The 25628-nt window shown below is 38.2% G+C and carries 28 protein-coding genes; 14 read left to right on the forward strand and 14 right to left on the reverse strand.

Annotation, left to right across the window (positions count from 1 at the left end):
• Positions 1–6: 6 nt before the first annotated feature.
• From hflX to PALI_RS07925, 3 genes are all read right to left on the reverse strand, one after another.
• Positions 7–1359, reverse strand: coding sequence for a GTPase HflX (gene hflX / locus PALI_RS07915; RefSeq protein ID WP_182701965.1), 1353 nt, complete (start codon positions 1357–1359; stop codon positions 7–9).
• A 233-nt stretch (positions 1360–1592) separates the two neighbouring features.
• Entirely contained in the window at positions 1593–2810 is a 1218-nt protein-coding gene (locus tag PALI_RS07920; protein WP_193155497.1) for a pyridoxal phosphate-dependent aminotransferase, read from the reverse strand.
• A gap of 365 nt (positions 2811–3175) precedes the next feature.
• A complete protein-coding gene (locus PALI_RS07925; protein ID WP_182701967.1) occupies positions 3176–3520 on the reverse strand; it encodes an Hpt domain-containing protein in 345 nt (114 codons plus the stop codon).
• 138 nt (positions 3521–3658) lie between these two features.
• On the opposite strand from PALI_RS07925, the gene PALI_RS07930 reads away from it, so the two are divergent.
• Positions 3659–4255: a tRNA-uridine aminocarboxypropyltransferase gene (locus PALI_RS07930; protein WP_193155498.1), complete on the forward strand. Its 597-nt coding sequence runs from the start codon at positions 3659–3661 to the stop codon at positions 4253–4255.
• Between the two features lie 20 nt (positions 4256–4275).
• A complete protein-coding gene (locus PALI_RS07935) occupies positions 4276–5061 on the forward strand; it encodes a CLCA_X family protein (RefSeq protein WP_193155499.1) in 786 nt (261 codons plus the stop codon).
• Between the two features lie 17 nt (positions 5062–5078).
• Here PALI_RS07935 and dcd read toward each other — a convergent pair whose 3' ends face one another.
• Positions 5079–5663, reverse strand: a complete 585-nt coding sequence (gene dcd, locus PALI_RS07940; protein ID WP_193155500.1) for a dCTP deaminase — start codon at positions 5661–5663, stop codon at positions 5079–5081.
• 6 nt (positions 5664–5669) lie between these two features.
• On the reverse strand, positions 5670–6746 hold the full coding sequence (gene apbC, locus PALI_RS07945; RefSeq protein ID WP_193155501.1) for an iron-sulfur cluster carrier protein ApbC: 1077 nt from the start codon (positions 6744–6746) through the stop codon (positions 5670–5672).
• 187 nt (positions 6747–6933) lie between these two features.
• Between apbC and metG the strand changes: the two genes are divergently transcribed.
• Both metG and PALI_RS07955 read left to right on the forward strand, forming a co-directional pair.
• Positions 6934–8955, forward strand: coding sequence for a methionine--tRNA ligase (metG, locus tag PALI_RS07950; RefSeq protein WP_193155502.1), 2022 nt, complete (start codon positions 6934–6936; stop codon positions 8953–8955).
• Between the two features lie 253 nt (positions 8956–9208).
• On the forward strand, positions 9209–9919 hold the full coding sequence (locus PALI_RS07955) for a flagellar brake domain-containing protein (RefSeq protein ID WP_138585078.1): 711 nt from the start codon (positions 9209–9211) through the stop codon (positions 9917–9919).
• 418 nt (positions 9920–10337) lie between these two features.
• Here PALI_RS07955 and PALI_RS07960 read toward each other — a convergent pair whose 3' ends face one another.
• The 5 genes from PALI_RS07960 to aceK all read right to left on the reverse strand — a co-directional run bounded on the left by PALI_RS07960 (position 10338) and on the right by aceK (position 15245).
• Entirely contained in the window at positions 10338–11126 is a 789-nt protein-coding gene (locus PALI_RS07960; protein ID WP_193155503.1) for a hypothetical protein, read from the reverse strand.
• A 195-nt stretch (positions 11127–11321) separates the two neighbouring features.
• Positions 11322–11972 carry a signal peptidase I gene (gene lepB / locus PALI_RS07965; RefSeq protein ID WP_193155504.1) on the reverse strand — a complete coding sequence of 217 codons (651 nt, stop codon included), beginning with the start codon at positions 11970–11972 and terminating at the stop codon, positions 11322–11324.
• Between the two features lie 159 nt (positions 11973–12131).
• Positions 12132–12383, reverse strand: a complete 252-nt coding sequence (locus PALI_RS07970; protein ID WP_188160870.1) for a DUF2999 family protein — start codon at positions 12381–12383, stop codon at positions 12132–12134.
• 62 nt (positions 12384–12445) lie between these two features.
• The gene (locus tag PALI_RS07975; RefSeq protein ID WP_138585080.1) at positions 12446–13408 is read right to left on the reverse strand and encodes a zinc-binding dehydrogenase; all 963 of its coding nucleotides are present in this window, start codon (positions 13406–13408) and stop codon (positions 12446–12448) included.
• Between the two features lie 64 nt (positions 13409–13472).
• A complete protein-coding gene (aceK, locus tag PALI_RS07980; RefSeq protein WP_193155505.1) occupies positions 13473–15245 on the reverse strand; it encodes a bifunctional isocitrate dehydrogenase kinase/phosphatase in 1773 nt (590 codons plus the stop codon).
• A gap of 117 nt (positions 15246–15362) precedes the next feature.
• Here aceK and PALI_RS07985 point away from each other — a divergent pair, with 117 nt between their 5' ends.
• The 7 genes from PALI_RS07985 to PALI_RS08015 all read left to right on the forward strand — a co-directional run bounded on the left by PALI_RS07985 (position 15363) and on the right by PALI_RS08015 (position 19986).
• Complete coding sequence (locus PALI_RS07985; protein WP_193155506.1) at positions 15363–16310, forward strand: LysR family transcriptional regulator; 948 nt, start codon at positions 15363–15365, stop codon at positions 16308–16310.
• Positions 16311–16735: 425 nt separating this feature from the next.
• Positions 16736–17110 (forward strand): hypothetical protein, encoded by a 375-nt coding sequence (locus tag PALI_RS07990; RefSeq protein ID WP_193155507.1) that lies wholly within the window; start codon positions 16736–16738, stop codon positions 17108–17110.
• 342 nt (positions 17111–17452) lie between these two features.
• Entirely contained in the window at positions 17453–17806 is a 354-nt protein-coding gene (locus tag PALI_RS07995) for a gamma-glutamylcyclotransferase family protein (protein WP_193155508.1), read from the forward strand.
• A gap of 75 nt (positions 17807–17881) precedes the next feature.
• Complete coding sequence (locus PALI_RS08000) at positions 17882–18214, forward strand: DUF6968 family protein (protein ID WP_193155509.1); 333 nt, start codon at positions 17882–17884, stop codon at positions 18212–18214.
• A gap of 203 nt (positions 18215–18417) precedes the next feature.
• Positions 18418–18822 carry a DUF1801 domain-containing protein gene (locus PALI_RS08005; protein ID WP_182701979.1) on the forward strand — a complete coding sequence of 135 codons (405 nt, stop codon included), beginning with the start codon at positions 18418–18420 and terminating at the stop codon, positions 18820–18822.
• A gap of 59 nt (positions 18823–18881) precedes the next feature.
• Positions 18882–19334: a GNAT family N-acetyltransferase gene (locus PALI_RS08010; protein ID WP_193155510.1), complete on the forward strand. Its 453-nt coding sequence runs from the start codon at positions 18882–18884 to the stop codon at positions 19332–19334.
• 205 nt (positions 19335–19539) lie between these two features.
• Positions 19540–19986 carry a hypothetical protein gene (locus PALI_RS08015; protein ID WP_182701981.1) on the forward strand — a complete coding sequence of 149 codons (447 nt, stop codon included), beginning with the start codon at positions 19540–19542 and terminating at the stop codon, positions 19984–19986.
• Between the two features lie 12 nt (positions 19987–19998).
• On the opposite strand, the gene icd is transcribed toward PALI_RS08015, so the two are convergent.
• Positions 19999–21267, reverse strand: coding sequence for an NADP-dependent isocitrate dehydrogenase (gene icd / locus PALI_RS08020; protein WP_193155511.1), 1269 nt, complete (start codon positions 21265–21267; stop codon positions 19999–20001).
• Positions 21268–21452: 185 nt separating this feature from the next.
• Here icd and PALI_RS08025 point away from each other — a divergent pair, with 185 nt between their 5' ends.
• A complete protein-coding gene (locus tag PALI_RS08025) occupies positions 21453–22256 on the forward strand; it encodes a M61 family metallopeptidase (RefSeq protein WP_193155512.1) in 804 nt (267 codons plus the stop codon).
• Here PALI_RS08025 and PALI_RS08030 read toward each other — a convergent pair.
• Positions 22243–22800: a hypothetical protein gene (locus PALI_RS08030; protein WP_193155513.1), complete on the reverse strand. Its 558-nt coding sequence runs from the start codon at positions 22798–22800 to the stop codon at positions 22243–22245. The two genes, PALI_RS08025 and PALI_RS08030, sit on opposite strands and share 14 nt — an antisense overlap.
• A 369-nt stretch (positions 22801–23169) precedes the next feature.
• Between PALI_RS08030 and PALI_RS08035 the strand changes: the two genes are divergently transcribed.
• Positions 23170–23337, forward strand: coding sequence for a hypothetical protein (locus tag PALI_RS08035; RefSeq protein ID WP_007375427.1), 168 nt, complete (start codon positions 23170–23172; stop codon positions 23335–23337).
• A gap of 130 nt (positions 23338–23467) precedes the next feature.
• Positions 23468–24310: a transporter substrate-binding domain-containing protein gene (locus tag PALI_RS08040; RefSeq protein WP_193155514.1), complete on the forward strand. Its 843-nt coding sequence runs from the start codon at positions 23468–23470 to the stop codon at positions 24308–24310.
• Between the two features lie 80 nt (positions 24311–24390).
• On the opposite strand, the gene PALI_RS08045 is transcribed toward PALI_RS08040, so the two are convergent.
• On the reverse strand, positions 24391–24966 hold the full coding sequence (locus PALI_RS08045; RefSeq protein WP_193155515.1) for a YceI family protein: 576 nt from the start codon (positions 24964–24966) through the stop codon (positions 24391–24393).
• 12 nt (positions 24967–24978) lie between these two features.
• Positions 24979–25518: a cytochrome b gene (locus PALI_RS08050; protein ID WP_193155516.1), complete on the reverse strand. Its 540-nt coding sequence runs from the start codon at positions 25516–25518 to the stop codon at positions 24979–24981.
• Positions 25519–25628 lie beyond the last annotated feature (110 nt).

A 25628-nucleotide genomic window follows, 5' to 3' on the forward strand; every position in this document is an offset into this window, starting at 1 on the left:
AATTTATTATAAATCCAACATTCTCTTTTTTAAACGCTCTAAATCAATCGCACTTGAGCGTACTGTTAATTTAATATGACTGTATTCATATTCTTCTTTAACAACACTCATGCTTGACCGAATTTCGCCCACGATACCTTTGGCGGTGTAGGGTATAACAACCTCTTCTTCAATCATGTCCTCTTGAGCTATATCAACAATGTATTTATGCAGTTTACTAATGTCATCAGGGTTACGCGTAGAGGTCATCATTGCATCAGGAAACTCATCCATTAGCGACTGCTGCTGTTCAGTACTTAATTGGTCTGATTTATTCAGTACCAGTAACTTTTTACTGCCTTCCACTCCAACTTCAGCCAAAACGTTATGTACTACTTCAAGCTGTGAGCGAAATGAAGGATCAGATGCATCAACTACATATAACAATAGTGATGCATCATGCGCTTCTGCTAATGTTGAATGAAATGAAGCAACCAAATCATGAGGTAATTTTTTAATAAAACCAACAGTATCTGACACCAATATACGAGGCTGTGTGATCGGGTACAGCGCCCGAACAGTGGTGTCTAGCGTTGCAAAGAGCTTGTTTTCTCCCTCTACATCACTGCCGGTAATTGCACGCATCATTGATGACTTGCCCGCATTGGTATAACCAATTAAAGCCACTGAGAATAGCTCTGAGCGCTGCGTACGCCTGTCCATCATTACATCTTGAACACTAACAAGTTCGCGCTTTAGTTCTGCTAATTGATCGCGTACTTTACGACGGTTTAGTTCAAGTGTGGTTTCACCCGCACCTTTACCCATTTGGCGTTCTTTATCACCTGTGGATGTTTCACGAAGCCGTGGCGCTACATAATTAAGGCGCGCAATCTCAACTTGTAATTTTGCAGTTTTAGTACGCGCATGACGGCTGAATATCTCTATGATAATCCCAGTGCGGTCAAATACTTCTACGCCTAACTGGTTCTCAACATTACGTAGTTGAGAAGGCGTTAAATCGCAGTCAAATACCACTACATCGGCACAGGCAAAATCAAGTTCGTCTGATGGAATTTCTGACGGCATGTCAGATAATGGATCGTCATCAAGAACATTTTCATCCTCTTGCTCATCTGCAGCGGAGCCTTTATTACCAGTAAGATGGGCTATTTCTGCTAGTTTACCTGAGCCAAGCACATTAACTTTTTGAGTAGAGCTTTGTTTTTGCGATTGCGTACCTACTACTTTAAACCCTAACGTAGTAACCAAACGCGCAAGCTCTGCAAGCGACTCTGTTGCTTCGTCACCTTTAAACTGTGGTGTACTAATAGAAATGAGTAACGCATTAGGAAGTGATGGTTTTGCAGTTAATTGCATAATTTTTGTGTGTTAATGCACCTGAAGTGCAAACCTATTTTTCATTCGAAAGTAACTTGATCCTACGCTGTTATAGCAAAGCTTTACAGCCTTTATAACTGACTATCAGTCATTATTATCAAAACACATCTTTACTGGCATTATAAATGACGTTATTTAGGTATCAGTAAAGGAGATATTAAGGGTACGTTGAAAATTCAACATACCCTGAGCACTTAACTTAATACCGCTCACTAAACTTGACGATAGTCTTTAAAAAAGCGTTTCATTTTTAGCATCGCATCCGACAAATCATCTTTGTTTGGCAAAAATACTAATCTAAAGTGATCTGGCTCAGGCCAATTAAACGCCCTACCATGTACTAATAATATTTTTTCAGCTTTGAGCAAGTCAAACATCATTTGCTCATCGTCTTTAACATTAAAATACGCTGTATCTACCTTAGCAAACGCATATAGAGCACCCTTTGGTTTTTTACAGCTAATACCTTCAATTGCATTTAAACCACGCCAAGCTATATCACGCTGCTCGTATAAACGACCACCGGGATTAATTAAATTATCAATTGATTGCACGCCACCTAACGCTTGTTGAATAGCATATTGAGCTGGTACGTTTGCACATAAACGCATAGAGGCAAGTATATCTAGGCCTTTGCGTAAGTCATCCATTACCGAAGTACGGCCACTCAACACCATCCATCCCATTCTAAGCCCTGCAGCACGATATGTTTTTGCCAAACCGTTAAAAGTAATAATTGGCACATCATCGCAAAGCGAACCTATAGACGTGTGCGTTACACCGTCGTATAAAATCTTCTCGTAAATTTCATCGCTCAATAACAGTAATTTGTGTTCTCGTGCTATATCGATTAATTGCATTAACAAGTCGTCGCTATAAACTGCGCCGGTTGGATTATTAGGGTTAATTAATACCAATGCTTTTGTTTTTGAAGTGATTTTACTTTTTATGTCAGCGATATCTGGAAACCAATCTTGCTCTTCGTCGCATAAATAATGAACTGGGTTGCCCCCTGACAGCTTAACCGATGCAGTCCAAAGCGGATAATCGGGTGCAGGAATAAGTACTTCATCACCATTATTGAGTAGCGCTTGGGTGACCATTTGGATCAGTTCACTTACACCGTTACCAATATAAATGTTATCAACGTCTAAATTATGTAACTTACGTTGCTGATAATGCTGATAAATAGCAACGCGAGCTGAATAGAGGCCTTTGGAGTCACAGTAACCTTGAGCTGAATATAAATTGCGGATAATATCGCGATGCATATCTTCAGGCATATCAAAGCCAAAAGCGGCTGGGTTGCCTATATTCAATTTCAATACTTTTTGACCTTCGTCTTCCATTTTTTTAGCTTGCGCTAAAACCGGTCCACGGATGTCATAGCATACACCTTCTAACTTATGACTCTTTTTAATATCAGACATTTTTACCTCTTTAGGGCGTATTGACTTTATGGATTAAATTTGTTCAATCTAGGGGCGATTTAATCGCGGCGCGAGATTTGTAACCTAGTGGGCTAAGTGAAAATTGAGTAACAAAGAGAAAATAGCCCCTAGGAAGAACCCTCTGGGCAATGCGTGTTTGGATTTTATATGTTGTTATCGCCTATTTATGTGGAAAAACCACACTGCATAGGCTCTGTCTAACCTAAAAACCAGACACTCGTTACAAATTCAATCCCGAAAGTTCAACACGCCCTAGTGAGTCTTTAGACTAACCTAGTAAAGGCGTAAAATACCAGCCTATTTAAGCGCTTAATACTGAAATAAATTCAAGCAACACTTAATATTTAACGAGATGCTAACCATTCATTTAGCTTAGCCTGAGAGCCAGTTACTTGAGCCATTAAACTATTAGATGCGTCGATGGCTTCAGCTAAGTTATCTAGGTTTAAATTTTGTTCAATAACACGAGATACTTCTGCGAGGCTTGAAGCACCAAACTGCGCCGCATTAGACTTTAAGCTGTGAGAGTGACGAATAGCCGCTTCTTTGTCCCTACCTATCGTTGCTAACACTTCAGATCCTAAACGCTCGAACTCTGTACAACAAAAATCAAGCGTGTCAGCAAATTGTTCACCCAATAACGATTCCATACTCTCTAATGCCGATGTATCAATATTTATTTCTGTCATATTTTAAGCCCTTAAAACAATCCATGTACATTACCGTTTAATATCACTACTTTATATTGATGCGTAAAAAAAACCAACTTAATTACCTTATAAATGTATAATTATGAAGTTCGTACTGGCAACTAAAAAGTTTATTAAATGGCACGCACACTTTGCACTCAGTGTAACTTTGCACTAAACACCTGCATTTGCAACGCAATTACAAATATAAACAACAAAGTCAGGGTTATTATTCTAAAGCATCCTAGCGAAGAAAAAACAGCAAAAAATACCGCTAAGCTACTCAATTTATGCCTAACTGATTGCCAAATAATCAAAGGCGAAAATAATGATGACTTTGCCATACTAAAAACGCTGCCAATAAGCTCAACTGTTTTACTCTACCCTAACGAAAACGCTATAAATTTAGACGAGAGCGCTGAGCAACCCAGTGCAACAAACATCACCCATTTAATCGTGGTTGATGGCACATGGAAAAAAGCCTATAAAATTTTACAACTCACTCCCTTACTCAATCAGTTCAAAACGGTCAGCTTTAAACAACTACCTAAAAATCGTTATGCTATCCGTAAAGCCCCTAGGGCCGACAGCCTATCCACACTTGAAGCCGTAGCGCATAGTTTGTTTTTAATAGAGCAGCTAAATCCTGCACCACTTTATAATGTGCTTGATGAATTAATACAAAAACAAACCCAACACATGCCCGAGCACGTAAAAGCACGTTACTTAGATTAAATTTGGCGCCATAAACTTTAATGCGTAATTATCCCAACAGATTAAAACGAGGCTTTACTCGCCAAGGCCCCGACTATCGCTTTGACGACCAAGTCGACTTTAGCGATATAAGAGACAGCTTTGGCTTTAGATCTATGGTCGTTGGAAAATGGGTAACCAAAGAAGAGCGCTATATTAGCGCCAATTTAATTTACGATGCACTGGCGGATCTTGCGCAAATACTACACTTACCTCCTGAAGCTATCGGCCTGCGAGGCAAGCTTAACTTTGCATTTGGTCATGGTGGTCAAAAAGGTGTACAGGCACATTATAATGCGGCCACTCAAACACTTGCTCTTGCAAAAAATGCAGGCGGTGGCGCACTCGCTCACGAATGGTTTCACGCGTTTGACCATCATATAAGCGAGCATTTATTTGCAGCAAAACCACGATTTGGTTTTGCCTCAAAACTATGGCTTTCAAATACACCAAATTTATCGCACCCACTTAATAATGCGCTTAACGATTTTTACAAAAACGTGTTTTTAGATGAGGATGGTGTGGATGCGAATGAATTTGTACAAACGTGCATAAAACACGACCAAGCGCATAACATGAACTATATGAGCATGCCTGAGGAACTTGCAGCACGCTGCTTTGAAGCCTGTATTGAAGGCCACACATATATAAAAAATAGCTTTTTGGTGGGCGGCTTACAAAGTAGTAATTTAATATACCCAAACGCTGAGCATATTAACAAAGCAAATGAAGCGCTTAACCAGTATTTTGAATTACTGGGTTATGCGCTTCATAAAGTAGACGAATAAGGAGCTTTATTTAGAGGTTACTTATCGTCACTAATGCGACTCGCTACTGCACTGTTTTGGTCTTTATATTTTGCATCTTTACGAATGTTGTATGGGTTTTCACAAGGGCCTGAGAGCATTTCAAAGCTCATAGCACCAATTTTCATCAGTGGGCGAAGCGCCAGTGGTAATTTACCTGAGTTGTAAAACTCTAAAACAATATTACCGCTCCAGCCTGGATCTATTCGGTGCGCGGTTACGTGCACCATTAAACCTAAACGTGCAAGTGATGAACGTCCATCTAACCAACCTACTATATCTGCTGGCAACGTTACTTTTTCATGGGTAATAGCTAGTGCAAGTTCACCTGGGTGTAAAAAGAATGCTTCACCTTCATCAAGCACTATTTCTTCACTCATGATTGATTCCATGGCTTTATTTAACTGATCTTTTGGACCACTTAAATCGACGTATGCTGCATTATGCGCATTAAAAGTTCTAAATTTATTACCCAAGCGTAAATCGGCCGTTACACCGGAAATCATCTCGCTCGTTGGTGCAGGCTCAATAGCTATGCGGCCATCGCTTAAGTATTCATTAATATGGGTGTCTGAAAGTCTCATTATTTATTAATCTTCTGTAATTACAATTTCAATCGAATTGTGATGCTGTTGATAATAAAGCGTGCTGGCTATTAGCCTCGCTGCTGCGCTGTATGTTTTGCTTATTGCGGCGTCATTATCATTGGCAATAAGTTTTCCTTGCTCAGAATACTCGCGTATATCTATGGCAAGAGGAATATGACTAAGCACCGGTACGCCATGCTTATGCGCCAGTTTTTGCGCGCCGTCTTTACCAAATACGTGATTTGCCTCACCGCAGTGGCTGCAAATGTAATGACTCATGTTTTCTATTAAACCCAGCACTGGCACGTTTACTTTATTAAACATAGCAATGCCTTTTTGCGCATCAGCAAGCGCTAAATCTTGCGGCGTAGTGACAATAACAGTGCCGCTCGCGGGAACTTTTTGGCTCATAGTAAGTTGAATATCACCGGTACCTGGTGGCATATCCACAATTAAGTAATCAAGCTCGCCCCAATCAGTCTCGTTAAGCAATTGGCTAAGTGCGCCTGACGCCATTGGTCCGCGCCATACAGTGGCGTCATCGCTTGGCACTAAAAAACCGATTGATTGCGCTTTAATACCGTTTGCATCAAAAGGCTGTAATTGTTTGTTATCTTTCGTGACCGGCTCTGCGCCCACTAACCCTAAAAGCATGGGAATAGATGGGCCATAAATATCAGCATCTAAAATACCGACCTTTGCGCCTTCATTTTTTAATGCGCCCGCCAAATTCACAGCAGTAGTCGACTTACCTACTCCGCCTTTTCCTGAGGCAATAAGCACAATATGCTTAATCGCTTTAAACTTAGCCGCCTCTTTAATGATAACCTTAGCGCTAATTGTTACAGGCACATTTAAGCTTTCACTTACGTGTTGCTCAACTAGAGGCATTTCTGATTGCCCAGCAAATGGCAGGGTTAATTTAATGTGTAGTGATTTATCGTCATTTTGAGTAATAGTATCAATGAAGCTTTCATCAATACCCGCGGCAAAAGCCGCACTACGGTATGCCGCTAAGGCAGTAATAATCGGTTGTTTTTGCACCGATTTAGAAGAGAATAGTTTCGACAGTCCAAACATAGCAATTAAATAGCGTTTCTTTGATGAAAAGTGCCTCGGAATTATGTAACATTCAGGGCATTAACACCAGTCAATTAATAAAAATCCATAAGCTGTGCACACTCTAAGCAGATAGCTTGTGGATAAATTAATGATAATTGCCGTTTGTATAATAAAAACGGCGTTTTATCCTCAATTCGGAATGATTATGACGCAGCGAAAGATCCTGATTACCAGCGCATTACCTTATGCAAATGGCCCTACTCACTTAGGTCATTTATTGGAATATATTCAAACTGATATTTGGTCACGTTTTCAAAAACTACAGGGCCACGAAGCTTATTATGTTTGCGCAGACGATGCCCACGGCACGCCAATTATGCTTAATGCCCAAAAGCAAGGGATCACGCCTGAAGAAATGGTAAAACAAGTAAGCATAGAACGCCAACGCGACTTTGCTGATTTTAATATCAAATTTGATAACTACCACAGCACACACAGCCAAGAAAACAAAGAATTAAGCGAACTTATTTATAACCGCCTAAACGATGCTGGTCATATTAAAAAGCACACTATTTCGCAATTATTCGATCCTGAAAAAGGTATTTTCTTACCAGACCGCTTTGTAACAGGTACTTGCCCAACGTGTAAGTCTGAAAACCAAAACGGCGACAGCTGTGATTCATGTGGTGCCACATACAGCCCAACAGAACTCATCAATCCACGCTCTGTTATGTCGGGTGCTGAGCCTGTACTTAAAGATTCTGAGCATTACTTTTTTGACCTGCCAGCGTTTGAAGGCATGCTAAAGGAGTGGTTACACTCGGGCACTATTCAACAAGAAATGGCTAACAAGCTAGACGAATGGTTTACCGATGGCCTACAACAGTGGGATATTAGCCGCGATGCACCTTACTTTGGTTTTGAAATTCCAAATGCACCAGGCAAATACTTCTACGTTTGGTTAGATGCCCCTATTGGTTACATGGCAAGCTTTAAAAACCTATGTGACAAAAAAGGCATCAACTTTGATGAGTTTTGGGCTGAAGGTTCAGACGCTGAGCTTTATCACTTTATTGGTAAAGACATTATTTACTTCCACAGCTTATTTTGGCCAGCAATGCTAGAAGGCGCTAATTTTAGAAAGCCAACTAACGTATTCGCTCATGGTTTTGTCACTGTAAATGGCGAAAAAATGTCTAAATCGAAGGGTACGTTTATTAAAGCGCGTACTTATTTAGATAACTTAAACCCAGAGTACTTACGTTACTACTACGCCGCAAAATTAAGCAGCGGTATTGTTGATCTTGATTTAAATCTAGAAGACTTTGCACAACGTGTAAATTCAGACCTAGTAGGTAAAGTAGTCAACATAGCGAGCCGTTGTGCTGGCTTTATTACGAAAAAGTTTGATGGCAAATTAAGCAGCACTATTATGCTGCCAGCGCTGTTAGCAGAATTTCAAGCTGCTGCACCTAGCATTACATCACACTACGAGAACCGCGATTACAGCCGCGCAATTCGCGAAATAATGGCGCTTGCCGACAAAGCAAACCAATTTATTGATGGTGCAGCACCTTGGGTATTAATTAAAGACGACACTAAGCAACAAGAAGCACACGAAGTGTGTTCTCTTGGTCTCAACTTGTTCCGCGTTTTAATTACTTACTTAAAACCCGTGTTACCAGAAATGGCTGATAACGTACAAGCGTTTTTAAGTGACGACCTTGCATGGAACAGCGTTCAAAATGCGCTAGTAAGCCACCCTATCAATAAATTTAAACCGTTAATGCAACGTGTTGAAATGGATAAAGTAAATAAAATGGTTGAAGAATCTAAAGAAAGCTTAGCGCCAAAAGTAACTATTGACCCTAACAGCCCACTTGCAAAAGAGCCGATTAGCGACGAAATAGAATTTGATGACTTTGCAAAAGTAGATTTACGCGTAGCTAAAATTGCTAAAGCAGAGCACGTAGAAGGCGCAGATAAACTACTTAAGCTAACACTTGATTTAGGCGGCGAAACTCGCCAAGTGTTTGCAGGTATTAAATCAGCTTACGCACCAGAAGATATCGAAGGCAAACTAACCGTTATGGTTGCTAACCTTAAGCCTCGTAAAATGCGCTTTGGTATGTCTGAAGGCATGGTATTAGCAGCAGGTCCTGGCGGAAAAGAAATTTACATTCTTAATCCAGACGACGGTTCAGAGCCTGGTATGCGTGTAATGTAATTATAGTTTAATAAGCCGTTGTAACTTCAGCGGCTTATTGAGTTTCATCACCGCACATATCAAAGTTCGCATAATCATGAATTTGATAATCCTCAATCTATAAAAACCATCCGATCTAAATCAGTTACCTAAACCCGACAATTATAATCAACCCTAAAGTTTAAATCACAATAAAAATACCATCCTTTCAGGCTAGTGTTTTATTATTGCTATTAAAACATACTTGTTTGCTAGTTATGTATAGGTATTCTCTATGGCAGAAGAAAAAAACAACGTGGTAGAAAAAGAAAATTTACCCGATAAAAATAATAAATTTTTTCTAGATCTTTTACCAGGTAAGTTAATTGATATTCAGTTAAATAATCCTATCCAAATGCGCTTTAAACTCCCGCTTATAGGCTATGATATTGGAAAATATTTAGTATTAAAATACCCATCGCAAGCTGGAAAACATAGCTACACTGATGTTTTAAAAGAAGGCAACGGCGCCATTGTTAGGTATGTTGTTGAAGATGAACGAGGAGAATGCATTGCATTTTCTACTACGATTCTTGCAATTTCCTTTCGCCCAGAAAGGTTGATTTTTCTCGACTATCCAAAAAAGATAGAAAGTAGACAATTAAGAGAAACTAGTCGATTAAAAACACACATTCCGGCAAAAATAAGCCTACATGAAGAATATGAGCCTGACAGCAAAGGGTTATTACATGGCTTAATTATTGATATTTCGCCGACTGGGTGTCGATTTACGATTCACGTTAGTTCTGGCTTTTTAGCACTAAAGAGGCGACAGGTTTTTATGCACATCATTTCGCCAATAGATAGTAAACCTGTTGTTATTAGCTCCTACATTAGAAATAACCAAATGAAAGACAGTAATTTACACGTAGGTATAGAATTTGACGCCCAAGAACACGCAAAACTACAAGAATTACTTGAAGCTTTTTCTATCAGTGGTGATTGAATACACTTCAATCATCCTCATTACCGGACCAATTGAACTTTATATTAAACATAGCAATAAAGTGATTAGCTTAAATTAACTGTTCAGATAAACACCTTTTCTATCCCTTTTTTATTCGAATTTAAAGGAATTACTAGGGCCTGTTGACCTTTCAGGATTGAAATTTGTTCAATCTAGGGGCGATTTAATCGCGGCGTGAGGTTTGTAACCTAGTGGGCTAAGTAAAAAACCGAGCAACAAAGAGTAAATTTACCCCTAAGCAGAACCCAAGGGCAGCGCATGTTTGGCATTTATGCTGAGTTATCGCCTATTTATGGGGAGTAACCACACTACATAGGCTCTGCCTTGCCTAAATACCAAACAGTCTGCTGCAAATTTAACCTCGAAAGATAAACAGGCCCTAGAGCTGTTAACGCACTTAACTGCGCTTATTTTGTGCATTAATTACCATGACTTTAGGAAGGTGAATAACAATTGATTGAGAGATTATATAAAACACCCAATTAATATATCTTATCTGCGGATAAAATCCTTCTCCGCCATTACCATAAATCCAAAAAAGACCTATTAAGGCATCTGCTAATGCGGCAAAAATTAAACCTAAACTCAATATCCACACACTCAGCGGCGCTTTTAAAGCCCCATATGACTTAACTAACAAAACACTAGCTAGACCCACAGCCGTTATTATAAAGCTATAAGCCCACGTTAATATTAATGTGTAGCTCGCAGCTTCTGGGATATACATAGAGTAAAAAGAGGTCAAAGATACACATAAGGCTGTTAAAAAATAAAGACCTAAAATACGGGTGTTATTGCACGCTTTTGACTTAATCACAAAAAAACAAGCTAGTAGCAATAGTGTATAACCAGGTGCAAAAAATAAAATCGAGTCAACTAAATAATCATGTTTAATCACATTGCCATGAATATAATATTGCTCTAGTAAATTAAAATTAACGACGTCACCGCATATACATAACAATAATGATCCCGTACAAAGCAACGCAACCCTTTTCACACGCTTACTCTCATTATTTTTATACACACAACGAGTGATACTGATACTGTTAAATAACAAAAGAGCGAGTGAAGTAACCTCAAAAGTTAATAATGTATGTTGCTCAGGTGCCCATAATAAACCGGCACTCGCTACAATTAATGCAATAACTGACGCTAAAGCTGATAACTTAATATGTTTATTCATAATATATGACCTGAACTCTGGATAATAAATCTATCTCAGCAGCTATTTTCAATACTAACTGCGTTGAATTTACTTACATTTAGCACGCTATTGACACATAAAATTGCCTTGTTCTCACTGACAATTCTTAGCCCGAGTAAACCTCTTAACCAGAGTTCACGTTAAATAGTTTTTAGTTAACTCAAAAATTAGGCGTTAATTTAATACTTTTAAAATACGATCTTTTCTTGGTAAATAGTAGTCATCATAATCAAGCGATACAATCACTCGATTAGCTTTACCTAGGAGCTCTTGGCGAGGTATTAGACCAATTACGCGTGAGTCTGCACTATTATCTCGATTATCACCCATTGCAAGGTAGTAACCGTCAGGGATAATTACTTCTGCAAAGCCCGATAAACGCGAAGGACTATGAGCAACACGTATAGAATGTTTATGACCATTTAAATCTTCAATTTTATCAAACGAGTCTGTATTACTTTGCTGATATGCATAAGTAAGCTTTTTGCCATTAATAATAAGTTCATTATTTTCAAGTGCTACGCTGTCTCCTGGAACGCCAATAACACGCTTAATTAAGCGGTTATCTGCAGCTTGTGAATCAAATACAATAATATCACCTGTTTTCGGATCGTTTAATTTTAATAATGATATGTGCGTAAACGGAATACGTAAATCGTAGGCCATTTTGTCGGTAAGGATCCGATCACCTTCTTGAATCGTTGGTTGCATCGATCCTGTAGGTACTTCGTACCAATCTGCAACCGCACTTCTAAAAACACTCATTAATGCAATGAATACGATGAGAGAACGGTTATTTTTCCAAAACTTAAAAAGTGACTTCATGCTTTGTCCTTGCTGTTGGTTGATATTATATGACTTTGTTAAGTAGCAGTCGTTCAATGAGGAGTGTAACAAAATATGTTTAATTTAGAGAAAAGCAAATAGATAGGAAAAAACCAAGGCGAATTTACTTACTATCGACCTTGGCTAAACGTTTACTCGTTACTGATTTAGTTTTTCTTTTGTTTCTTTTACCTTTTCAAAATCTAAACCTAGTTCGTCGGTTGCTTCTTTAATTAAGTGTGGCTGTGTCATTACGACTGCCATTAGTTGCTGTAGCTTTTCTGGTGGAATACCAAGCTCTTGAACAAGTGCCATTGCCATCATTGGGTTTTGAGTAAACGCTTCAAACAATGCTTTTACTTTTTCGTCGCTTACATTGTGCTCTTTAAGTATTGCTAGTATTGGATTCATTATTAAACCTTAAGTGTTTTTTATAGGACTTAGTATATGGGCTAAACCCTAAAATTAAAGAGTTACTCTACAAGTAAAACCACTTTACCCGCATTTTCGTTACGCTCTAAAATAGCATGAGCTTCGTTTGCATCGCCCCAAGGTAGAGTTTTATATACGTTAAAGTCATATTTTTTATCGGCTAGCTCGCTGTAAAAACGCGCTACAAAATCATCACGTAAATTACGTTTAAACTCAATGCTACGATTACGAAGTGTTGAGGCATGGAACGAAATACGCTTTTGTAAAAGCGTTGCAAAATCGACTTCTGCAAAGCGTCCATCTAAAAATGCCAACATTACAATTTGACAATCCATCGCTGCAATAGTGGCGTTTTTATTTAAGTAACTCCCCGAAACAGGATCTACAATTGCATTTGCTGTGAGATTATTTGCTTGCATATATTCTACAAAGTCAGTGGTTTTGTAGTTAATTGCATGATCGGCACCGAGCTCTTTTGCGTGTTGGCATTTATCATCCGTACCAGCGGTAATGACCACGGTAGCTCCAGCGCTTTTAGCCATTTGAATTGCTGCACCGCCCACACCACTCGCACCTGCATGAATAAGCGCTGTTTGCCCTTTTTGCAATTTACCAAGCTCAAATAACGCGCCAAATGCGGTCAAATATACTTCACTTATTGCAGCGCCCTCAGCCATTGTTACATCATCTGGCAATTCCATCAGTTGCTTTGCATCAACGGCTACATATTCACTGTAAGCACCACCAGCACATAACGTAAATATACGCTTATTTAGCCAAGTTTTTTCTACCTCTTTGCCAAGCTCGATAATTGTACCGGCACACTCAAGTCCTAAAATTAGACTGTCTCCTGCTGGTGCTGGGTATTTACCTTGTCGCTGCATACAGTCTGCACGGTTAACACCAATCGCTGCCACTTTAACTAGCACTTCGTGGCTTTTTAAAACCGGCTTGTTGGTTTGTGCAAATGCAAGATTGCTATCTTCATGAGAAATATATTTCATTGTTGCTCCACATGTAAAAACTGTAATAGCTTATAGATGGGGATGAACACAGATCCAAACAACCTCAAAAGCGCCAGCTTTGTTTATAAGGATAAACATCAGGTAAATAGCCTTGGTGTATTTGTTGCTGACAGCTTTGCCAAAACCCAGCTGAAAACAGATTATTATGATGGCTATTAAAGTACTTAAATGCGCTGTCGTTTGCACTAAAAAACACCTTGAACTGACTCGGGAAAATATCGTTTTCGTCTATATCAAAATACGAACTAGTGCTTAGCTCTTCAAGGCTATTTTGTGTTTGCGGTACTTCTCTAAAGTTACACTCAGTCAGTGGGCAAATCTCGTCAAAATCATAAAATACAATCCGGCCCCAACGTGTTACACCAAAATTTTTCATTAACATATCGCCTGGGAATATATTAGCGCCGGCTAACTCTTTAATTGCTTTACCGTAATCAATCATTACCTGCTCTAGAGCTTTGTTATCACAGTGATTAACGTATAAATTAAGCGGGGTCATTTTACGTTCAACATACACGTGTTTTAAAATAAGTGCCTTGCCCGATATAATCATGCTGGTACCAATTTGGCTTCTCATTTGTGAAAGTAGCCCATCGCTAAAACGGCTTAAATCAAACGCTAAATACCTAAATTCGTGCGTGTCTACCAAGCGCCCAACGCGGTCAGCTTGCTTTACAAAGTTATATTTTTCTTTTACTTGCGCCTTGGTAGCTGTTTTTGGTGCGCTAAATCTATCTTTAATGACTTTGTAAACATAGTCTGAGCCTGCAATTGTAAAAACCAGCATCACCATACCTGGCGTACCAGGTGCTATTGTGTATTTAAGGTTTACTGGGCTGTTTTTAGTCGTATCAACTTTATAACGATAAAATTCCGTTTTAGCGTGTTTAATAAAACCGATAGCGTTAAATAACTCAAAACGTTGTTTGTGCGGCATTAATACACTTAAGTAATCTACGTAGCGGGCGGGCTGGTCGGTATCAACCATAAAATAGGCGCGTGCAAAGCCAAATAATAAACTTAATTGATCGGCGCCCATCATTACAGCATCTATTTTTAATCCGTTATCGGTATTCAAAATAGCGATGGCAAAAGGCATATTATCGCCATTTTTAGCTATGCAACGCCCAATTAAATAACAGGCTTTATTTCTGAAAAATAATGAATTAGCGTATTCAATATAGCCATCATTTAAGTTTATAAGTTCGTACACCTGTTTGCATTGCTGCTGCGCGCCTTGCATTAACGTACTGTGTAATGTGGCTACATCACGCTCTAAATGATTAAACGGCACTCTAAATACTTGATTAGTAATAAGCGTTTTAACGGCGCTATTGAACCCTTTTTGTAGTGATACTCTACTCACTAAGCTCTCAAAGGAACGTGGCTCGCTGCGATACTTTGCTTTCAATACAAATAAATGTACGGTACGAATTTTTTTATCGTCCCAAATTGCACCAAAAGTAGAATTAAAAAAGGTATGTGCAATGGGTTTGTTTTCATGATTTTGCACCATATCACCGTAAATATTTTTAGCTAACTGCCACGTTTGCGAACAAGTAAGTTCAGCGTAAGCAATAACCCGCACCGCTTCACTTACGTTTTTCACTTCGAGCTCGTATACCTGTAAACGCTCACGCATAGCGCTTTGTGCATCGTGATATTTTTGTTGTTCAAAACGGCTTTGTGCACCCAGTGTAATATTTAAAAATTGCGAAAACATCGCTTCAAACCCAGCAAAAACAGACCGAGCAAGCTTACTGGCTATAACGTGTTGTAGCGCATTATTAGATTGATTTGTTAACCTATTTTGCATAAATACAGTACTTATATTGATGCCAGTTATGGCGGTTATTTTTTATTAATTGTTTACACCTTAGCAAGCAGGCTTTAATTTAGATAATTAATAAAGCATATAACTTAAATTGATCATATGAATATAAGAAACGTCGACCTCAACTTGTTAGTATACTTAAATGTACTCATTGATGAAAAAAGTGTTTCGAAAGCGGCTAACAAGCTCGCGCTTACGCAACCTGCTATGAGTAACGCATTAAAGCGTTTACGCGATTTATTTGACGATCCACTACTGGTGCGTGCTGCAGGTTCAATGACACCAACGACAAAAGCAATTGCGTTAAAACCTGAAGTAGAGGCCCTATTAAAAATGGCTGAGGCTATTACTCAACCTAGCGAGCAATTTAACCCTGCAACCGCTAACATTACGTTTAGAATAATGGCAAACGACTATATAGAGTCGACCTTAATAGCCCCTTTTATAACCGCGCAACTTAGTAAAAACCTAGGTATCAATTTTGATGTATTAAGCCCAAGTGACGTAAATCTGCAAGATATGGAAAAAGGCACTATCGATTTAGCCATAAATCGCTTTAATGGGCTGCCTCGCTCGTTTCATCAAGCCAGCGTATGGCGCGATAATTACTGTTGCTTATCCCACCCTAAAAATACCTTTTTACAACAGTCAGGTTTAGACGATTACTTAGAGAAAGAACATATTTGGGTAAACCGTGCAGGTTGGGGGCCTGAAGCCGCTGTTACTAATAAATCGGGAAAACAAAAACTCGGTTGGGTAGACGAAGCTCTTTGGCAACTCGAGCAAACCCGTAAAATACGCGTTTTTACACGCCACTACATGATTGCAGGCCTCCTTTGCCAATCAGAGCAGCTTATTGCTACCCTTCCACGCCGCCAAGCTAAATTACTCACTACACATACAAACCTAGTAATAAGCCAAGTTCCTTTTCAAATAGTGCCTATTGAGGTGAAAATGATATGGAGCCCACTGCTGCACCACGCACCAGCGCATCAATGGCTAAGGCGTGAGTTATTAACGTTTGCTAAAACAATTGCAGATAGATGATAAAAATAAACTAATTCGCATGTTATAAGCAATATTTAGAATAATAAACCCTTTGCGTTATTCCGTAAAAATTATAAAATAGTAACAGTATTACCCAACATAAAGCCTAGGGCCTGTTGACCTTTCAGGATTGAAATTTGTTCAATCGAGGGACGATTTAATCGCGGCGCGAGGTTTGTAACCTAGTGGGCTAAGTAAAAATAGAGCAAAGCTTCCGCGTCCTGCTCACGCCCCTTATCTACATTCATGTAGGCAACAAAGAGTTAATCGTCCCTAGAAAGAACCCTATGGGCAGCGCATGTTTGGCATTTATGCTGCGTTATCGCCTATTTATGGGGAATAACCAAACTACATAGGCTCTGCCTTACCTAAATACCAAACAGTCTGCTGCAAATTTAACCTCGAAAGATAAACAGGCACTAGTAATGAGCGAAATTCATTTCTTAAATATAGATCTAGATATTGAATCAAAGGAGGATATTCGTCCAATTGTCCATTTTTGGGGCGAAGAAGTTATGATATTTCGACTCGAAGAGATTGAAGGCACTTGGCGTGGTTCTTTCGAAACGTCTGAAGATACAGAAAACGATATCGTTGATAAATATCACCAATTGATTATGTCTCTACCACCTAACCTGAGAGCTATTTGGGATGGGTGTATAAAACGGATATTCGACTTTGGGTTTGAAGCAGGCTCTTTGCCAAGAGCATTTCAATCATCGTTGAGTCAAAGCTCGATCTCAAAGTTAGCTGAAATTGGTGGAGCCATAACGGTGACAATCTATGCATCAGCTGACTAAAGTAAAAATGACCGACTATATAAGCGCTCTTTAATCTTTGTCACCCCATTGAAGTATGGACGTTTGGATTTTTGTGAATTGAAATTTTCCCAATCTAGGAGCGCTTGAATCCCTACGCGTGGTTTGTAACCTAGTAGTCTCGGTAACTGCTCCTGCGTTACTCTAATGGCTTACATCCGAGTACGAATAAGTAAAAACCGAGCAAAGTTTAGTTATACCTAAAAAGAATCCAAAGGGCAGCCCATGTTTACCATTTATGCTGCGTTATCGCCTATTTATGGAGAGTGAACACTATTTAAGCGCTGCATTAACTTAGAACCAATAAATAATAAAGGTGTTAAATTGGAAAAGTTATTTTCATACGGTACATTGCAAATGGAATCTGTTCAAAAAGAAACTTTTGGTCATGTGTTAAACGGAGTAAAAGATTCGTTGATTGGTTATACGCTTGGCGAAATTAAAATCTCTGATCCAGCAGTAATACAAGTTAGTGGTACAGATATTCATTCTATTCTTAACTATACGGGGAAAGATACAGATATAGTAGAAGGCACCGTTTTTGAGCTTACACCATTAGAATTAAAGCAAGCTGACGAATACGAAGTAGAAGAATACGTACGAATAGCGGGAAGTTACTCTTCAGGAAATAAAGCTTGGGCCTACGTATGTGCTAAATCTCAAATAAATAACATATAGCTATAAAGAATTAATTAGCATTACTTTTAGGCTAATTGCTATTTTCAAACTCACTAAACATTGAAGAACATAAAAATGAATGAACTCGCACCTATATCTAATATATTTTCTACTCTTATTGCGTCGAGAGAATTCGAACTATTCAATTGCACAGGCACAGAAAAGGTGACAGTTGAAATTGGAACACCTGTTAACGACGTTGAAACTGTTAGCGGTTACGATTGGAGGTGTCCAATCAAAATCATTATTGGTAGTAAAATTATCAATGATCGAGCTTGTGGCGTTGATTCATTTCAAGCTTTAAGTATAGCAATGAATCAATTGATAAAGTTACGATTAGAAACTATTGCTCAAGAGAAAGAAGCAACAATACGCCTCTATGGTGAAGAGTATGATTTCGAATTGTAAATTTCAATAATCATGTTATGTAAATTAGCACTTACAACATAACTTAAAAATCGTAAATGGTCATTTTATCAAAGATATAAGCGGTTGAAGCGATATCTTGACGTGCGATGAATAATTGAATCAAAATAAATACTTCACTATGTTTATTGTTTTAATGAAATAAGTAATTTCTAAACCTCATTGTATTTAAATTGGATGATTAAATGGACATAATCGTACAGAAAAAATTTAGTACTTACCCCGTTAACGTGAGTATTTTACTTAATGCGCTACGTGATCTTATTTTTGAAGTTGCCAGGCATGACGGAATTTCTGATATAACAGAAACATTAAAATGGGGGGAGCCTAGTTACATTTCTAAAATTGGCAGTACCATTAGGATTGATTGGAAAAATAAATACCCTGAGCAGTATTTTATTTATTTCAACTGTAAAACATCACTCGTAGATACGTTTAAAGAGATCTACGGCGACACTTTTATATACGAGGGTAATCGTGCCATTGTATTTAAAATTAACCAAGCTGTACCTTATAAAGAACTAGCGCACTGTATCTCGATGTCATTACGCTATAAAAAAATCAAGCACTTAAGATTACTTGGTGCATAATCACTCAATGCTGCACGTTTAATCTCCATAGTTCAACAGCACTTAAAAGGTCTCCGTTAATGATAAATAAACTCGATAATACCGATGACCGTATTGCAAAAGCGATTTTTACAATATTTCAACGCGCTTATACTATTGAAGCTCAACTTATTGATGTGCTTGATTTCCCTCCATTATCACGTACCGTCAACGATATAAAAAATTCAGAAACGCTCTTTTATAGCTATCACGAGAACGAATGTTTAGCTGCCGTTATTGAAGTAGATATAAAAAATGACTGTTTAGATATTTGTAGTTTAACCGTTGATCCTGATTATTTTAGAAAAGGTATCGCACATAAATTATTAGAAAGTGTGTTAGCAATAACACCGGTTTCACGGGCAATAGTCGAGACGGCAGTTGCTAATACACCAGCAATCAATTTATATAAAAAACATGGTTTCGTGGAATATAAAAGATGGACTCCTTCACATGGTATTGAAAAAATTGCGATGTCTATTAGCGCGTGTTGACCTTTGTGGTAATTAAAAGTAAGCCTTTATTTTTATTCAATGTTTAGCCTTATTTTTATACGCCACTGAGCAGCAATTACGGAAAGTTAAGACCACTTTAGCTTAATATTGATCAAATCAATATCAGTTATTGAAAACAACAATTTCATTAATAATACACTTAGCGCTAGAGTGAAGTTAAGCCAACAAACTAAGAGTAATTATTATGCCAACGACAGCAACTTTCACACGACAAGACGGATTATTCATTGATGCTAACTTACATCAGTTCATTGAAGAGCTGCTGTGCACAACAGCAACTTTAAAAACTACTGAGGTTTATCAAGCATTAGCAACACTTGTAGATGAGTTTGGGTGTACGTGCCGTAAAAATAAGCATCAAGCAAATGACACACTTGAAGTCAGTACACTGTTAAATGCATATCAGCAACAAAATCATCCGCACTGTCATGTAGATGCACAAACAACAGAAGCCGTTCTTGATGAATACTGCTGCCAAGTACCTGCCATTATTGTTGTTGCATTAATGGATACACTTAGCGGTACACATTGTGATGAGCCAAGTGCACATGCCTTATACCACCGCGCTGCACAATTAACTAACCGCCCTTGCATGCACAGTTTACAACTTGCTAATGCATCAGCAGCTTAATAATGGTTGTGTTTAAAAATGCTCGATAACCTTTTGCGCAAACTCTGTACACATTAAGGTTGTCGAGTTATGAAGACTTGAGTTATCGGTGTGCTCTTTTATTAAATCAAAGGTTACTTCACCGCTTTTAAATGTTTGCTCTAACGCATTTTCTATTAGTAATGCGGCCTCTTTCCAGCCCATAAACTTAAGCATTAATACTGCACTTAAAATACTACTGCTCGGGTTCGCTTTATTTTGCCCAGCAATTCGCTCGAACGTACCATGAGTGGGTTCAAAAAAAGCCACTTCATTATTTAAATTAGCTGCCGGCATTATGCCAACACCGCCAACTTGGGCGCTTAGCATATCTGCTAAAAAGTCGCCGTTTTGATTGGTCGTTGCTATTACATCAAACTGCTCTGGGTGCATTAAACATTGCTGCAGCATGTTATCTGCTATTACTTCTTTAATAACTAGAGGCGCGTACCCTGCTCGCTCTATTTGTAACCAACGACCATTTTGATGATTTGTCGCTTTAAACTCTTTTTTAGCCAGCGCAAACCCCCAACGTTTAAATGCACCATCAGTAAATTTAAGTACATTCCCCTTGTGCACAATGGTCAATGAGTCGCTGTTATTGTTAAGAGCATAGTTTATAGCATAACGAATTAAACGTTCAGAGCCTTCTTTTGATATGTTTTTAATACCAATGCCGCATTCTTGTGTAAATCGTAAGCGCGTTACCCCCATTTCTTCACATAAAAAATCGAGCATCTTTTCACTTTCAACACTGCCTGCTTGCCATTCAATGCCTGAATACACATCTTCGCTGCTATCTCGCAGTACAGTTATATTAGTTAAAAAAGGATTTTTTAGAGGGGATGGGAGCGCGCTAAAGCCTTTAATTGCCCGCATATTTACAAACAAATCCATTTCTTGCCGGAGCGCTACATTGAGTGAACGAAAGCCACCACCCAGCGGGGTTGTTAATGGCCCTTTTATAGCGATTTTACAAGCACGTACTGCATTAATTGTTTCTTGTGGGAACCAATCACCATCATATAATTTAGCTGCTTGTTCACCATTGTAAACCTGCATCCAATGAATTTTCCTATCCTTTTTATAGCAGTGAGTAATGGCGCTATCCACGACATGGCGCATTACAGGCATAACATCTAAGCCCACCCCATCACCATCTATATAAGCAATAATAGGTTCAGGCGGGATATGCCATTGCCCATGGCCGTCTATTATTATATTTTGACCTTGCTCTGGCACATTTATATGTTGGTACTGCATTGCTAACACCTACAAATTTTTATAAACACAATTAAAGCATGTTAACTAAGGTGTGTCTGTATATGTACTTTTATAGTTACTATCACTTTAAAAAATAATAAATTAACTGTGACTATTTACGTCATGGGTTGGTCTTGTTTAGTTAGCCTTATCGTATTAGCCATTAAATTAAGCGGAGCACGTTAATGAAACTCTTTTTAGTATTACTGTTATCAACAATCGCTTTTAACACGTTGTCCATTGAAGTGGTAATACATAACCTCAGCTCGCTCTCAAATAACGGCCAAAAAACGGTATCGACTTGGGTTAATCAAAGTGTTGAAAAAACAAAAAATACCTTAGGGCCTTTACAACAAAGTATTTTGCCTATTTATTTAAAACCGCAATACTTTGCTTTTGAGCCAGTGCCTTGGGCCACTGTTAAACGTAATAATCCTGATGGGCTTGAGCTACATATAGATCGCTACGCCAGTTTAAAGGCATTTACTAAAGATTGGACGCTGTTTCATGAGCTTGCACACTTATATTTACCACTATTGCCTTATTCAGGGTTTTGGCTAAGTGAAGGTTTTGCCAGTTATATGCAAAACGTGATAATGCGTGATAATGGTATAATTACCCAGCCACAGTTTGTACAGCGATTAAATGCAGGATTTGACCGCGCACGCTTGCAAACCAAAACTAAAAATCAACCGCTTGATAAGCTTTCTGCCGATATGTGGAGGCAGCGTGCCCAGCAACGTGTTTACTGGACAGGCGCTGCTTTTTTTGTAGAAGCTGATTTAGCACTGCAAAAGCAAGGAAAAACAGTTTCACATGTAATCAAAGCGTATCAAGTATGTTGTAGAGCCTCACGTTCTGATGCTAAAACGCTTATAAAAAATCTCGATAAACTATCTAAAAGTAGTGTATTTTCAAACCTATACGTAAAATACAATAGCCGTACTGACTTTCCCACAATTACAAAATCACAGCTTAATCAGTTGTAGGACTACTTTTTAAGTAACTACAAAAATCGCTGTATCCTTGTTCATCAAAATTGGGCGAGAGCCGATTCATAAAACCATGTAAATAGTCTACTTTGTTACACTCTACGCTAGCTTTATCGCTTAACCTTAAAATGATTTCATCAACATTAAAATGTACTTCGCGTTTAGGGAAAATAAACTCACACGGCACGTTTGCACTTAACGCGAAATAATTACGGATTTGCGATGGATAAAATCCAATTAGCTTTTTAAGGTGTGTATTGCCTGTTAATAACTGCGCCCGCCATGCAGCACTTGCTCCAGCGCTAAATGCAATACAGGTTGTAGGAACTTTGAGCTCATTAAAGCGTTTATGAAGTATGGCTGTATATTTATCATGCCCACATTGCTCAATAAAGTTATTATAATTATTTTGTTCACTTTCAATGAGTTGAACTTTACTATTATAAGGGTCCACAATCGATACATTCGCACTAATTTCGTTTGATAACTGCACTAAAGCAGTGCTTAAACCAAAAATATCACTCACAATCAGGTAATTCATGCTTATCCTTTATTAACTGAAAATTGGCTTTGTAAGCAGTTGATAAGATTTATTATAAATAATACCGCATAAATTACTTGTGCTAAACATATATTTAAGTTACCTTCCCTCTCTGGTTTAAATAAACCACCGCGGTTAACCATTTACCCTGATCCAGTAAGCCCCGCAAAACGTATATTTGAAAGCTAAGTTATTGTACGGCGAGAACCCCTTAAATAATACCGAGATGAATTTTACTATCATCGCAAAAGTGTCATAAAGATCGTCAACACTGTAATGAAGCTAAACACAACATCGTTTATTTATTAACTGCATTTTGCTATAAAAATATAGCGCAGAATAAATAACAAGAATAAAGTGAGTTTTATTATGTCTTATAAATATAATGGGTCTATGATCCAAATTGCACATCCAGTGCAATCAATTTCAGTAAACAAACATCGTGTGATCTTCAGTGATACACAAGGTTTAAAAAATGCATTATTTCAAAAAGCGAGTGATGCGCGCCAATTTGTTAAGTGGCTAAAAGCCAGTTAAACAAAAACATTAATTGTCTTTTATCCGCAATTACTAAAAATATTTTGCCAGCCTCGTTGCTGGCATTTTACTTTTTAACACTTTAGTGGTTACAATGGTCTTAGGATAATAACTATTGGTTGCCGCGTTAATGCCTCGTATATTTTTAACCTTTATATTATTTAGTTATTTAAGCCCCGTAGCTAATGCTAAAACCATTAATTGGTTAACGCACGACTTTGCACCTTATTATATTTTAAACGGCCAGTACCAACACCAAGGCCGTGACGAAAGCATAATCTCCCTTCTTGAAAAGCAATTACCCACTATTACTTTTAACCGGGTCATCATACCTTCAGGTAAAGTAATTCAAGAGCTATCAAATATCTCCCAAAACGTCTGTGCATTATCGCTTTATAAAAATGATTACAGAAAAGAGCATATTTACTTCACTGATGAAAGCTCAACAACAGGCTTATCACCTTCAATTGCCATGCATAATAAACTGGCTGATGCACTTGAACTGCCTAATGCCACTGAGGTGTCGTTGTTAAACTTAATACGTGATAAAAAGCTGACGCTGGGTGTTTCAATGAGTCGCTCATACGGTAAAGAAATTGATACCATTATAAATACAACCCCTGATATAGATTTAGTAATAAGACCTACTCGCGACAGCCTAGCAAGCCTCACTTACATGCTGAATTTAAAACGAATCGATATTTTATTGGGTTACCCAAGTGAGCATTACTATCTAGCTAAGTCGATGCATTTTGATAAAAATTTAACGCAGCGTGCACTCATAGAATCACCAGCTTTAAGTTATGGTTTTATTGGCTGCACTAAGAATGAACAAGGTGCGAAGGATATAACGATCCTTAATGAGCGACTTAAAGTAATTAAAAAAACGCAAGCTTATAATGACGTGCTTATGCGTTGGTTACCTGAGCATTTAAGGCCGCTATTGCAATCACGTATAAATGGCACAAAATAAGCGGAGTTAAAGCCGCTTAATTTGAGTTTCTGCTAAGCAAAAAACGCCACACAAGTGGCGTTTTTTATTTAATAACGATATTACTGACGAATCCCTTCTATAAATAAACCTATATCTACATACGTAGATGCTGGCCCTAAGTTGTAATCAATACCGTAATCGGCAAGCTTTAAACTCGTTTCACCTTCAAAACCTACACGATAACCACCCCATGGATCGTTACCTTCACCAATTTTTTCGATTTCGAAAGTAATCGTTTTAGTGACCCCATGTAACGTAAAGTCACCCGTCACTTCGCCAGAATCACTTTCAAATTTAATACTTGTGCTTTTAAAGGTTGCTGTTGGGTACTTATCAACATTTAAAAAGTCTTTACCGCGTAAATGCTTATCACGCTCAGCATGATTCGAATCTAGGCTTGTAGTATCAATGTTAACCATAATTTGCGACGCATTAGGATTTTTAGCATCGTAATTAAATTTACCATCAAATGTATTAAAGCGACCATGCAACCAGCTGTAGCCTAAATGTTTAATTTTAAAGTTTACAAACGCGTGAGCACCCTTTGTATCAACAACATAATCAGCTGCATTGGCGGCTGTTGCCGAAAGTATCATTGCCGCAGAGACTGCCGTGCTTAATAGTAATTTTTTCATTTTAATCATCCTTTATGGTTTGATCATTCTTAGTAAGGTTTTATCTTTGTCGATAAAGTGATGTTTTAACGCCCCAAGTGCATGCAATACTACAAAACCGATTAAAACACATGCACTGTAATAATGTACTTTTCCTGCAATATCGGCTTGGCTGTCAAAAGCAAAATCAAACGCCGGAATATTAAACAAGGTAAAAACTTCAATTGGTCGCCCGTCTGCGGTCGATATTAAGTACCCAGCAGTAACAATAACAGCCACTATAATATACATGGCAATATGCGCCGTATGCGCTAATTGGTTGATGCCTTTACTTTCACCTAATGGTTTAGGCTGTGTAGATAAAGCACGCCATACAATTCTAAATAAAAATACGGCCACAAGTGTAATACCAATACTTTTATGTAGGTCGAGCGAACCTTTATACCAACTGTCGTAATAAGTAAGTTCGACCATATATAAACCTAAGCCAAACAGGCCAAAAATAGTCAGCGCCATGAGCCAATGTAAAATAATGGCGACAAGTCCGTAAGATGAAGGTGTATTTTTAAACATGTGTAACTTCCTATAATGCTATGGCGATACAATATAGTGCATAGCCATAAATGAAAATAACATTTACAAACACTTTACGTGCGTATACGCACAGAACTTTATTATTTAAA

Source organism: Pseudoalteromonas aliena SW19, from assembly GCF_014905615.1.
Classification (GTDB): Bacteria; Pseudomonadota; Gammaproteobacteria; order Enterobacterales; family Alteromonadaceae; genus Pseudoalteromonas; species Pseudoalteromonas aliena.

Coding starts and splice junctions, on each gene's coding strand:
- lepB (WP_193155504.1), bottom strand. CDS start 11,972: ATGAAGTCACTTTTTAAGTTTTGGAAAAATAACCGTTCTCTCATCGTA.
- PALI_RS07930 (WP_193155498.1), top strand. CDS start 3,659: ATGGCACGCACACTTTGCACTCAGTGTAACTTTGCACTAAACACCTGC.
- PALI_RS08025 (WP_193155512.1), top strand. CDS start 21,453: ATGAAACTCTTTTTAGTATTACTGTTATCAACAATCGCTTTTAACACG.
- PALI_RS08015 (WP_182701981.1), top strand. CDS start 19,540: ATGCCAACGACAGCAACTTTCACACGACAAGACGGATTATTCATTGAT.
- PALI_RS07975 (WP_138585080.1), bottom strand. CDS start 13,408: ATGAAATATATTTCTCATGAAGATAGCAATCTTGCATTTGCACAAACC.
- PALI_RS08000 (WP_193155509.1), top strand. CDS start 17,882: ATGAATGAACTCGCACCTATATCTAATATATTTTCTACTCTTATTGCG.
- dcd (WP_193155500.1), bottom strand. CDS start 5,663: ATGAGACTTTCAGACACCCATATTAATGAATACTTAAGCGATGGCCGC.
- PALI_RS07955 (WP_138585078.1), top strand. CDS start 9,209: ATGGCAGAAGAAAAAAACAACGTGGTAGAAAAAGAAAATTTACCCGAT.
- PALI_RS08040 (WP_193155514.1), top strand. CDS start 23,468: ATGCCTCGTATATTTTTAACCTTTATATTATTTAGTTATTTAAGCCCC.
- apbC (WP_193155501.1), bottom strand. CDS start 6,746: ATGTTTGGACTGTCGAAACTATTCTCTTCTAAATCGGTGCAAAAACAA.
- PALI_RS08050 (WP_193155516.1), bottom strand. CDS start 25,518: ATGTTTAAAAATACACCTTCATCTTACGGACTTGTCGCCATTATTTTA.
- PALI_RS07920 (WP_193155497.1), bottom strand. CDS start 2,810: ATGTCTGATATTAAAAAGAGTCATAAGTTAGAAGGTGTATGCTATGAC.
- hflX (WP_182701965.1), bottom strand. CDS start 1,359: ATGCAATTAACTGCAAAACCATCACTTCCTAATGCGTTACTCATTTCT.
- PALI_RS07990 (WP_193155507.1), top strand. CDS start 16,736: ATGAGCGAAATTCATTTCTTAAATATAGATCTAGATATTGAATCAAAG.
- PALI_RS08010 (WP_193155510.1), top strand. CDS start 18,882: ATGATAAATAAACTCGATAATACCGATGACCGTATTGCAAAAGCGATT.
- PALI_RS08045 (WP_193155515.1), bottom strand. CDS start 24,966: ATGAAAAAATTACTATTAAGCACGGCAGTCTCTGCGGCAATGATACTT.
- aceK (WP_193155505.1), bottom strand. CDS start 15,245: ATGCAAAATAGGTTAACAAATCAATCTAATAATGCGCTACAACACGTT.
- PALI_RS07925 (WP_182701967.1), bottom strand. CDS start 3,520: ATGACAGAAATAAATATTGATACATCGGCATTAGAGAGTATGGAATCG.
- metG (WP_193155502.1), top strand. CDS start 6,934: ATGACGCAGCGAAAGATCCTGATTACCAGCGCATTACCTTATGCAAAT.
- PALI_RS08030 (WP_193155513.1), bottom strand. CDS start 22,800: ATGAATTACCTGATTGTGAGTGATATTTTTGGTTTAAGCACTGCTTTA.
- PALI_RS08005 (WP_182701979.1), top strand. CDS start 18,418: ATGGACATAATCGTACAGAAAAAATTTAGTACTTACCCCGTTAACGTG.
- PALI_RS07935 (WP_193155499.1), top strand. CDS start 4,276: ATGCGTAATTATCCCAACAGATTAAAACGAGGCTTTACTCGCCAAGGC.
- PALI_RS07985 (WP_193155506.1), top strand. CDS start 15,363: ATGAATATAAGAAACGTCGACCTCAACTTGTTAGTATACTTAAATGTA.
- icd (WP_193155511.1), bottom strand. CDS start 21,267: ATGCAGTACCAACATATAAATGTGCCAGAGCAAGGTCAAAATATAATA.
- PALI_RS07960 (WP_193155503.1), bottom strand. CDS start 11,126: ATGAATAAACATATTAAGTTATCAGCTTTAGCGTCAGTTATTGCATTA.
- PALI_RS08035 (WP_007375427.1), top strand. CDS start 23,170: ATGTCTTATAAATATAATGGGTCTATGATCCAAATTGCACATCCAGTG.
- PALI_RS07970 (WP_188160870.1), bottom strand. CDS start 12,383: ATGAATCCAATACTAGCAATACTTAAAGAGCACAATGTAAGCGACGAA.